The sequence below is a fragment of the Bifidobacterium sp. UTBIF-68 genome (assembly GCF_006408855.1).
In the GTDB taxonomy this organism is placed as follows: Bacteria; Actinomycetota; Actinomycetes; order Actinomycetales; family Bifidobacteriaceae; genus Bifidobacterium; species Bifidobacterium reuteri.
On the sequence record NZ_JFAN01000052.1, the window covers coordinates 1 to 10,703 of the forward strand.

Sequence of the window (10,703 nt, forward strand, 5' to 3'; positions counted from 1 at the left end):
CTTAATCATATCTAAAACCATTGGAATTACAGGGATTGTGGGCTATCTCATGATGATAAAAATGTTAACGGTTAGCGTTTCAGGTAAAAGAGAAAAGCCCTACATCCCGGTCGGGAGTAGGGCTTTCATTGTCGGGCTGACAGGATTTGAACCTGCGACGTCTTGCTCCCAAAGCAAGCGCGCTACCAAACTGCGCCACAGCCCGTTTTTATGCCTTACGGCACAACTTTTCGATTATACGCATTGCGTAGGACGTAATGTGTTCCTGACCATCCATTTTTTCCTCGAAGGTAAGTCCGAGAAACCGAAGGTCTGCGGTCATTGTTAACCATTGTTAACGGATGCCGCTTTTCAATTATCGCTGAAGCCTGAAAACCTAGTCGGCAGTAAGCCTCAGCGGTGGTCACGGCAGCAACGCTTTGGTAACATCCTGCTCCAAAAGCAGGCGCGCTACCAAGCTGCGCTATAGCCCGTCGTGCCGTCAGTCGATGAGGAGAGAACGGCACAAGTAGTCATTGTATCGCATCGGAGGACCGGGACACGGGATACAATGACGTTTTGGGAAAAGTCCTCTCGCGTGATCGGCATTGAGCATGCTGTGCCGCTTGGGCTGCCGCTTGGTTCGTGCCGCTTGCCCGGTGTCAAGCGGCACGGCCTTGTGGTACGTCTCGTCGACTTGGCTCTTCGGCTTGGCCTGCCTAACGTAGGCCGGTCCGAAGCATTCGGCTTGACAAGTGTGTCGCAGGCCGCACACGAGGGAGGCAGTACGGGCGGACGAGCGCAGCCGGCCGCGTGTGAGGACGTGCGGATGGACCGCAACTGTCCGTCGCAACAACTGGTCCCGCAACACGCGCGATTGCAGCAAACGCGACCGTAACGAGCGCAATCGCAACGAGCAACGAAAGGAGCACCGCCGCATGGGACGTCATCAACGCGCCGAAACCTATGGTCTGGTCTCCTTCCTTATCTGTGCGGTGGTGGGAGCGGTGTCCATGAACGCCTACATGCAGTACGCGCCCGCCATCTGGCAGCTGACCCAGCGACGTTTCATGGTGGCCTCGGGCATCGTGGCCGCTTGCGGCGTCATCTCGTTCGTCATCGGATACGCCAGCAAGTCACGTTCGCTGAACCTGGACCACGGCTGGCTCGCGCCAATCCGCCGCATCATCGAGATCGTGGCGCTTTCGGTGGTGTACGCCGCCACCATCTTCCTGTCGTCGTTCGCGCTGATGGGTGCGGCCAACGACATGATGGGAAACGCGATCTTTTCCGGCTACATCTCCAGCGTCTGCGCCGGATTTGCCGGCGTGGTCGGCTACATGACGTTCGTGCAGGCGGAACTCATGAACGCCAAGACATTGGCGTCCCTGCTGCCGTTCTTCGTTATCTCCGGCGTGGTGACCGCCGGCATGACCACCGATGACCCGTACTGGTATCACAACAACTTCTCGCAACTCGGCGACCGCACCACGTTCGCCGCACGCATGTTCAACTCCACGCTGATGCTCGCCGGAACCTGCATCATCATCGTGAGCTACTTCGCCATCTCGGAACTGGTGACCACCGAACGCCTGCAACGCCTTTGGCACGACCGCACCAACAAGGACCCGAACCGTGGCTACGAAATCCCGCACTTCATGCTGCGCACGGGCATCCTCTCGGCGCTGCTGACCGTCTCCGGCCTCGCATTCATCGGCATCGGCGTGTTCCGCTACACGCCGCACAACCTCATGCACAACGTATGCGCCAAGGGCCTGCCGTTCGTGATGCTGGTGCTGTTCGTCTGCCTGCCCTGGCTCGCGCCGCGCCTGTCCAAGGCCGTGATGGTGGCCTCCGATCTCGCCGCGCTGGTGTGCGCCGGTTTCTGGGCCAACATGATGATGGGCCACAATACGCTCACCAACGTGGAGGCATTGGCCGGTCTCATGTTCCTCGGCTGGTTCATCGTGTTCTCCCGCCAGATAGCGGCCATCGAGGCCGATCGCGTGGTCGCGCAGCTGCTGCACGCGCAGATGATCGAGGGCGGGTTGAGCGAGGAACAGGCCGTCGCCGAGGACGAGCCGCGCATCGAATCGCGTCTGGCCGCCGACAAGTAACGGTGACGCCGGTTGCTGGCCGGCGCAAACCCTTCAGGTGATTCAGGCGAGGCGGTTCAGTCGAGGTGATTCAGGCGACGAACCGCAAATACGTACGGTCGTCGAACGATTCCTGCCCCGCGACGAAACCTTTGGTCGAACGGTACTCATGGATAAGCAACGGGTCGTCTCGGCGCAGCCGTGCCAGTTCCCGCTCCGATTCGGACAGCGTCGGGCGTAACAGGGGATAGCCGTCCGAGGCCAGCACCACCTCGTCGCCGGGAGCGATGGGTACCGTGCGGATCGGATAGGTCGGGTCCGTGAATCCGTCGAACACAAAGTACCCGTACGCGCCGCGCCGGTTCGCGAATCGTGACTGCAATCGCAGGAACGGCATGATCAGGTCACGCGTGGGGTCGTCGGGTTCTGTCTCCGATTGGCCGACTCCGTCTGGCTCGGCTGTGTTGCTTGATGATCCGGCCGATGCGACAGATGTATCCGGTCCTATTCCTATTGGTCCGATTGATGATTCGTTTGGTCTGATTGATTGGGATGATTTGTGTGATGCGATTGATTCGACTGATGCGCCCGGCAATTGCTCGGTCCCGTCGTCTGATTCGTCCGATACAACCTCGTCCGATTCATCCGGTTCCTCCGGCGACCTCATCCTATCCGGCGCGGTAGCGGAATCCGTTCCGCCGTCCGAGGCCATCGCCTGTGCCGCAAACGATCGTACTTCGCCGAGCAGTTCATCCACGCGTTTCAGCGTCGGCGTCTGCACGCCGTTGACCATGATCTGGCAGTCACCGAACAGCCATGCCTCGCGATGCGCTGCACTGTAAACCACCGCATTGGCTTGCAACCGTTCCCAAGGCTCGTTGACGAACACCGATTCATCCGCGTCGCTTCGGGTATATTCCGCGCGAAGCCGTCGGTCGAGCGTCATCTGGGTCTCTCGCATTGTGGCATTCCGCGGCAGGGTTCCCACTGTATCAACGAGGAGATTCCGCGCCACCACGCCGCCGCTCGGCCGCCACAAATGGTGCACGCTTTTACTCGTCACCCCGTCCACCACGGCCGCGAACCCGTCCGTGATGACCAGCCCATCCTCGTTCAACGACTGATCAGCTCTTTTGCCCCGGCAGAACCGTTCGATCACACGCACGATTCCACCATAGCGCGTCCGCCGCTCGATTCTCCGCGAAAACGGATACGATGGGCGCATGAGCGAAACACCGAATACCACAACGCCGAACCTGTGGCCCGCGCCGATGCCGGACGGCCCCATCAACGCCACCGTCACGATTCCCGGCAGCAAATCGTTGTCGAATCGTTATCTGATCCTGTCCGCGCTCAGCTCACGGCCGGTGCGGCTGGTGGGACTGCTGCGTTCACGCGACACCGAACTGATGATGGGTGCGCTCGCCGCCCTCGGCGTGCGCTGCGACGTGGACCCGGTCACGGATACCACGGTGACGGTGACGCCGCCCGTTTCCGGTAGGTTCCGGGGCGACGTCGACGTATATTGCGGCTTGGCTGGCACCGTGATGCGGTTCGTGCCGGGACTGGCGCTGTTCGCCGACGGCCCTGTGCGCTTCGATGGCGACGAGCAGGCCTACGCCCGACCAATGAAGCCGGTGCTGGACGGCTTGGAACAGCTCGGCGCCAAGGTCGACTATCTGGGCGAAGAGGGATTCCTGCCGTTCACCATCACCCCGCCCTCTGCTTTGCCATCGGCCGAAGCCATGGCGCAGGTGAGCATTGATTCGTCCGGTTCGTCCCAATTCATCTCCGGCCTGTTGCTCATCGGTTCGAAACTGCTTGGTGGCCTGCGGCTGACACACACGGGGGAGAAGACGCCGAGCCTGCCGCATATCCGCATGACTGTCGCCGATGTGAACGGGGCCGGTGGCGAGGCCGTCGCTGAGGAATCCGCGCATACGTGGACGGTCGCGCCCAAGCCGCTGCAGCTGCCGGAAACGGTCACCGTGGAGCCCGATCTATCCAATGCTGCGCCGTTCCTAGGCGCCGCGCTCATCGCGGGCGGGACCGTGCGTGTGCCGCATTGGCCGGAAACCACCACGCAGCCTGGCGGTCTGCTGCCGGGATATCTGGAGCGTATGGGGGCGCAGGTCTCGTTCCCGGAGCGGAACGGTGTGCGGTACTGCGAGGTGACCGGCGACGGTACGGTTCGCGGACTGGGCACGTTCGATCTGACCGCGGCGGGGGAGATCGCGCCCTCGCTGGCTGCGATACTGGTGTTCGCCGATAAACCGACGGACATGGTGGGCATCGGCCATCTGCGCGGTCATGAGACGAATCGCCTCGCCGCGCTCGTCAACGAAATCGCCCGCGTGGGCGGCAAGGCCGAGGAGCTGCCGGATGGATTGCGCATCGAGCCGGTGTCGGACGAACGGTTGCATGGCGCTGAAATGGAGACCTACGCCGATCACCGCATGGCCACGTTCGCGGCGATGCTGGGCTTGAGGATTCCGGGCATCTCGGTGATCAACGTTGCCACCACGCGCAAGACCCTGCCTGATTTCGTGGGCATGTGGGATACGATACTAGGGGAGTAACAGCCGATACTATGTGTCTGCTGGCACCATGTTCATTGGTAAGGCTGGCTCGCACATAGTTCTATCGGCGTTTTTTGTGTGATATTTCGCATTATGCCAACAGTATGTTGCTATAATATCAACATTAAAACGTTTCGACGAAGGGGTCGTAATGGTTGGCATCAAGGATGTAGCAGAACGGGCGGGTGTCTCTATCAGTACTGTTTCTTATGTTTTTTCAGGAAAACGTCCTTTGAAAGAAGGAACGCGAGATAAAGTGATAGCGGCTGCAAAAGAGCTGCAGTACACCCCCAATGCGGGTGCTCAGCTACTACGTGGTGCTCGCAGGCATATCTTGGCGTTAAGTTCGCCAATCGGCCGTAGCACATTATTGAGCATCTATTCGAGGTTCTTCTTTGAAACTGTAATTCGAGCAAGAAAATACGGTTACGATGTGCTGTTACTTGCTGGCCAGCACGAGGGAAAAGAGCTTGAACGTGTGGTGGAAAGTGGACTTGTTGATGGTGTGATTTTGCTAGAGGTTGAAATAAACGATACGCGTGCGGCCATGGCAGAGCGTTTGGGCTGTCCTTTTGTTGCTATTGGATATCCGGAAAACAATAAGTCCATCTATTCTGTGGATATAGATTTTGTGCAAATGGGTTGCCGGGCGGTTGATATCCTTGCCGCGAAAGGGCATCGGGAAATTTTATATATTGGTACGGTAGAGAGTGAATATCGACGTGGAGCTAACTTCCATATCCGGTTGAGGAAAGCACTATCCGATCAGGCGGCCAGGAGAGGAATTATTTTCCATTTTTCATATAACACTGGTGATGATGCCGCAGATGTCGGAAATCTGATTGATGTCACATTCGACTCGCATCCGAATATTAGTGCGATTTTGTCTGCGACGAATTTGATACATATGAATAATGCGATTGTGTCCCTGCGAAAGCGTGGACTTTCTGTTCCTGGTGATGTTTCATTCATTGCTCTATGCATGCAAGGAGACGCGAACAACCTTGATGTTCCTGTGGATGAATTTCCGCTATTGCCGAGTGAGACTTGCGCGGATGCTGTGGACTTGATGATGAGCGTTCTCGATGGTAATGAGCATAAGCCTGGAGAAGTGAAGCTGATTCCTCCGCATTATTTGGACAGAGGGTCGGTCTCGGTTCGTTCGCATTAATATGTTTTGCGTATTGTTTTCCTTTTTCCATCTAACGAATCGAAATCCATCGAAATGATTCGACATCATTGTTTCCTCATGATATGCTGACTGTGTCATCGAAACGAATCGATGACATATGGCAATGAGGCTATATATTAAGGAGAAACAATGGAGTTGAATGTCAAGAAGTGGCTGTCTGCTGCCATTGCTGTAGGTAGCATAGTCGGACTTACCGCATGTGGTTCCAGTGAATCGGCTCAGGAATCCAACCCGAAGTCTATCAAGGTATGGGCTTATGAGGAGGATAACAGCGCTATGGGAATCGCATGGAAAAAGGCCCGTGAGATTTTTGAAGAAAAGACTGGAGTCAAGGTCGAATATGAGAAGAAATCCTTCGAACAGATTCGAAAGAATGCAGCACAGATCCTTAATTCAGATCAGGCTCCTGACGTCATGGAATACAACAAGGGCAACGCTACTGCTGGCTTGCTGGCGAGCCAGGGATTGCTGACTAACCTCAATGATTATGTCAGCGAAAAGGGCTGGGACAAAACTCTCACTGGTTCCATCGCTTCCACGGGTAAATATACACAAGAAGGTGTTATGGGCTCCGGTGATTGGTATGGCATCACCAATTATGGCGAAGCAGTGGTGATGTACTACAACAAAGACATGTTCGACAAGTATGGTATACAGATTCCGACCACTCTTGAAGAGCTTGAGAACGCCATGCAGAAGTTTGCGGATAATGGTGTGACGCCGCTTTCCGAAGGTGTTAAAGAATAACCGCTGCAGCATCTATGGTGGCAACTAGTGCTGTCGAAGGCCGACGATGATTTCATCAAAGCATACGAGATGTACGACGGAAAAGTCGATTGGAACGGCAAAGCCGTGAAATATGCAACACAAACCATCAAGGATTGGGTTGATAAGGGCTACATCAGTAAGGATTCCACAGGTATTGATGCAGAAACCGCTGGTCAGGGCTTTATGAAGGGAACATATCCTATGTTCTTCTCCGGTACATGGTTCTTTGGTCGTTTCCAAAATGAATTGTCCGAATTCCAATGGGAAGAATCGCCGTTCCCGGATACCAAGAAAGTGCCTGGCTCATCCGGACAGATATGGGTCATTCCCGAATATTCCAAGAAAAAGGATCTGGCTGCACAATTCATCGACATTACCTTAAGCAAAGAAGTCCAGGATCTGATGGGTAATTCCGGCGGCATTCCTGTCGCTGCAGACGCCTCCTCGATTACGGACGAGAAAACACAGACGCTGATTGGACAGTTCAATGATCTGGTGAAGAACGATGCCCTTGGATTCTATCCGGATTGGCCTACCGCGACTCTATACGATGAGTTGAACGCCAGCTTGCAGGAACTCGTCAATGGTACTAAAGACGTGCAGGAAACCATCGATCAGATTCACAGTGACTATGACAAAGGTGTCCAAGCTGCTGGAATCCAATAGATCCAAGGATGCCGTTTCTTCCCTATAAAGTAAATTAATGGGGATGGTGTACATGCATTGTCCCCATCCTCTCATCGTTGATTAGGTGATTATGATGAGTAATGCAAAGTCAAAAAACGTGATAATTCGGTGCGGCCTCGTCAACAAAGACGTCGTCAATCGACGGAATTCATGTCGAGAATTCCGGGAAATACTTCTAACCGCTTTTGGTTGTATTTGGTTCCCGGTTTTCTTCTTCTGGTGTGGATTATTGTGGTTCCAACCATCTGGAATGTGTATTTGAGCTTTACTAGATATCGCGGTATACGTCCACCACAGTGGATTGGTTTGGATAACTGGAAATATCTACTACGCGATGATACGTTCTGGTCATCGTTCCGTAATTCCATTTGGATGGTCATCGCCATGGTAGTACTACCCATCTTGCTTGGATTGATTATCTCGACTCTGTTGTTTGATGTTGTGCAGAAGAAATTCGGGCCCAAGACAGCATCCACTCTTCGAGCTGTGTATTACATTCCGCAGATTCTTCCGATTTCGGTTGCTTCCTTGGCCATTGGTTGGATTCTTCGTCCGCAAGATGGCGCGCTCAATGCTCTACTGGGTGCAATCGGCTTGAAGAGCATGCAACATGATTGGCTAGGCAAGCCTGATACTGCGCTGATATGTTTGATGATTATTATGATTTGGATTCAACTTGGTTATCCGATTGTAATTTTCATGTCGGGTTTGCAGAGGGTCGATCCAGAGCTGTTCGAGGCTGCAAGCATTGACGGGGCAAACTGGTGGCAGCGATTCCTTGCAATTACTCTGCCTGCAATCAAACCGGAGTTTTTCGTTGTGGCGCTCACCTGTACTATTGCGGCTTTGAAAGTTTTCGCACCTGTACAGATGTTGACGAGAGGCGGACCAGGCACTTCGACCATTGTCCCCTCGTACTACTCATACAGCCAATTCTTCCAGTCACAGCAGGTCGGGTATGGTGCTGCGATTTCCACGGCCCTTGCAGTGCTCATCGTAATAATCTCAATCGTGTTCACACAGGTGCAGCAAAAATTCGAAGAAAGCGATGAGGAGTAATGATGAAATCTCGGACAATCGTATCAAGGGTGCGAATTAACAGGACGTTTCCCGACTATGCCATTATTGTGCTACTAATTTTTGGCGGCATAGTGATGTTATTCCCCATTATTGTCATCTGCATAAATGCATTCAAAAGTTCGGCGGAATACAACTCATTCGGTCCGTTGGCTTTGCCTCATAAGCTGAGCTTCACTGGTCTGAACAATTTCTGGCAGAGGGCGAATTATCCGGAGAAGGTCTGGAATTCATTCTGGATCAGTGGCCTGGTCGCTGTCTTCGCTGTACTTTTGTCGGTATTGAATGCTTTTGCTTTAGGTATTGGCCGCGTCCGTGGCCGCCGATGGGTTATCCTGCTGATCATGCTGGCGAACATGATGCCACAGGAAGCCTTGCTGTATCCGCTCTACATTATGTTTAAGCAAATAGGCCTATACAACAATCAATGGGCAATCGTAATTATCTTTACAGTTATACAAAGTGCATTCGGTACGTATCTGCTTTCATCTGTGTATGGTACGTTCCCCAAAGCCATTCTTGAAGCGGCAGCCATCGATGGAGCAAGCCGTTGGAAGATACTGAAAGACATCGTATTTCCGATTTCCTGGCCGACATTAAACGTCATGCTGGTGTTCTTCTTCATCTGGACATGGAACGAGTATATGATTCCGCTTGCGTTCCTGCTCGATAATTCGACGCAGACCATCCCGATTGCCGTTAGTGCATTGTCAGGTGACAAGCTGATGGATGTCACGACCACTGCTGCGGCATCATTAATCAGTATCATTCCAACCCTTATTTTCTTCCTGATCTTCCAACGCACTTTGTCAAAAGGCATCACCGCTGGTGCTGTCAAATAAATGGATATACAACTCAATTAGAAAGTAGACTCTCATGAAATTCTCTGATGGTTATTGGCTGACCCGCAACAATATCGATGCGATGTTCGCTAGAGAAGCCTATGAATTATCCGTGGATGCGGAACGAAAGAGCGCGGAAGTTTTGGCTACTACGAAAGTCATAGCGGATAGAGGCGATACGCTGAATCTACCGACTTTCACCGTACGAATCAGTTCTCCTCTCGAGGGAGTGATTCGAGTGGAAGCCTCACATTGGAGTGGAACGGCTGAGGCCCCCGGATTCCCGCTGTCATCCGATGCTGAGGTTTCGCCTGTTACGGATATCACGAATGAATATTTGTCGTATAGTTCTGGAGATCTCAAATGCACAGTCAAGAAGGGCGCTCCATGGGATCTTTCGTTTTCTGCGCATGAAAGAGTGCTTACGTCATCCTATGGCAAATCATTGGTTCGTTATAAATTGAATGCATTGTCTCCTGTATCTACCCAACCTGTTGGAGATTTGGGTGTGTGTGCCAGCGGTCGTGCTGTAGATGAATCTGAGGTTTTCACGAGCATTCAGCTTGATTTGGGTGTGGGAACCACCGTATATGGATTTGGCGAACGCTTTGGACCGTATGTCAAGAACGGTCAATCAATTGATATTTGGAATTCCGATGGTGGAACTTCCAGTGAACAAGGATATAAAGATATTCCATTCTACCTTACCAGTGATGGATATGGGGTTTTAGTCAACAATAGAGGTCATGTCTCCTTTGAAGTCGCTTCGGAGAACACAGATGCTGTACAGTTTGCGGTGCCAGGGGAGAAGCTCGACTTCTGTGTCATCTATGGTCCGACGCCAAAGGATATCCTCAATCGCTATACTGCTTTGGTTGGGCGTCCGGCGAATGTGCCGGCTTGGTCGTATGGTTTGTGGCTTTCCACATCGTTTACCACCTGATATGATGAAGCGACGGTTCAATCGTTCATTGATGGTATGTCAAAGCGTGATGTTCCTTTGTCGACGTTCCATTACGATTGCTTCTGGATGAAAGAATTCCAGTGGACCGACTTCACATGGGATGCCCGGTTCTTCCCGGACCCAACGAAAACCTTGCAACGATGGCATGACAAAGGTCTGCATGTGTGCTGTTGGATTAATCCGGCTCTTCCGGTTTTGGTGTGTAAGGGGCGTGTGTCATAGGTGGGTTTGGATGGCTTGTCTGAAGCCTCCGGTGTGCAGGAGGCTGCGGGTGATGTAGTTGTCGAGGTTGCGGAAGCCGAGGGCGATGCCGCGTAGGGTCTCGAGCCTGCCGTTGATGGCCTCGGTGGGCCCGTTGGCGCTGTGCGGCCAGTCGAAGAACGCGAGGACGTCGCCCATGCGGCGTTTCAGGGTACGGCCCAGGGTGGCGAGTTCGGGGCAGCCGGGCGCGGCTCCCCTGGCGTTGAGCGCTTCGATGAGCTCGGCCATCATGCCGCGTCCCCGTTTGCGGTCTTCCTT

7 protein-coding genes, 1 tRNA gene and 2 pseudogenes are annotated in these 10,703 nt (G+C 53.5%); 7 read left to right on the plus strand and 3 right to left on the minus strand.

All coding sequences use genetic code 11. The annotated features are described in order from the left end of the window. Positions 1-131: 131 nt before the first annotated feature. Positions 132-205, minus strand: a tRNA-Pro gene (locus BW14_RS11520). 712 nt (positions 206-917) lie between these two features. Between BW14_RS11520 and BW14_RS11525 the strand changes: the two genes are divergently transcribed. After that, positions 918-2,096, plus strand: a complete 1,179-nt coding sequence (locus BW14_RS11525) for an ABC transporter permease (protein ID WP_140490738.1) — start codon at positions 918-920, stop codon at positions 2,094-2,096. Positions 2,097-2,166: 70 nt separating this feature from the next. Here the strand turns inward: BW14_RS11525 and BW14_RS12125 are convergent, their stop codons facing one another. After that, on the minus strand, positions 2,167-3,240 hold the full coding sequence (locus tag BW14_RS12125) for a hypothetical protein (protein WP_219847201.1): 1,074 nt from the start codon (positions 3,238-3,240) through the stop codon (positions 2,167-2,169). Positions 3,241-3,298: 58 nt separating this feature from the next. Between BW14_RS12125 and aroA the strand changes: the two genes are divergently transcribed. The 6 genes and pseudogenes from aroA to BW14_RS11565 all read left to right on the plus strand — a co-directional run. Then, positions 3,299-4,654, plus strand: a complete 1,356-nt coding sequence (aroA, locus tag BW14_RS11540) for a 3-phosphoshikimate 1-carboxyvinyltransferase (RefSeq protein ID WP_140490740.1) — start codon at positions 3,299-3,301, stop codon at positions 4,652-4,654. Between the two features lie 151 nt (positions 4,655-4,805). Beyond that, positions 4,806-5,825, plus strand: coding sequence for a LacI family DNA-binding transcriptional regulator (locus BW14_RS11545; RefSeq protein ID WP_140490742.1), 1,020 nt, complete (start codon positions 4,806-4,808; stop codon positions 5,823-5,825). Between the two features lie 297 nt (positions 5,826-6,122). Then, a pseudogene (locus tag BW14_RS12395) lies at positions 6,123-7,280 on the plus strand (extracellular solute-binding protein). A 171-nt stretch (positions 7,281-7,451) separates the two neighbouring features. Continuing rightward, positions 7,452-8,360, plus strand: a complete 909-nt coding sequence (locus BW14_RS11555; protein WP_140490744.1) for a carbohydrate ABC transporter permease — start codon at positions 7,452-7,454, stop codon at positions 8,358-8,360. After that, positions 8,360-9,220, plus strand: coding sequence for a carbohydrate ABC transporter permease (locus BW14_RS11560; protein WP_140490746.1), 861 nt, complete (start codon positions 8,360-8,362; stop codon positions 9,218-9,220). Before BW14_RS11555 ends, BW14_RS11560 begins: the two co-directional genes overlap by 1 nt. Positions 9,221-9,254: 34 nt before the next feature. Further along, positions 9,255-10,367, plus strand: a pseudogene (locus tag BW14_RS11565) (TIM-barrel domain-containing protein); the annotation flags it as partial. Positions 10,368-10,400: 33 nt separating this feature from the next. Here BW14_RS11565 and BW14_RS11575 read toward each other — a convergent pair. After that, on the minus strand, positions 10,401-10,703 hold a 303-nt coding region (locus BW14_RS11575; RefSeq protein WP_258186126.1), incomplete at its 5' end, for a transposase.

Coding starts and splice junctions, on each gene's coding strand:
- BW14_RS11560 (WP_140490746.1), top strand. CDS start 8,360: ATGATGAAATCTCGGACAATCGTATCAAGGGTGCGAATTAACAGGACG.
- BW14_RS11555 (WP_140490744.1), top strand. CDS start 7,452: ATGTCGAGAATTCCGGGAAATACTTCTAACCGCTTTTGGTTGTATTTG.
- BW14_RS11525 (WP_140490738.1), top strand. CDS start 918: ATGGGACGTCATCAACGCGCCGAAACCTATGGTCTGGTCTCCTTCCTT.
- BW14_RS11545 (WP_140490742.1), top strand. CDS start 4,806: ATGGTTGGCATCAAGGATGTAGCAGAACGGGCGGGTGTCTCTATCAGT.
- aroA (WP_140490740.1), top strand. CDS start 3,299: ATGAGCGAAACACCGAATACCACAACGCCGAACCTGTGGCCCGCGCCG.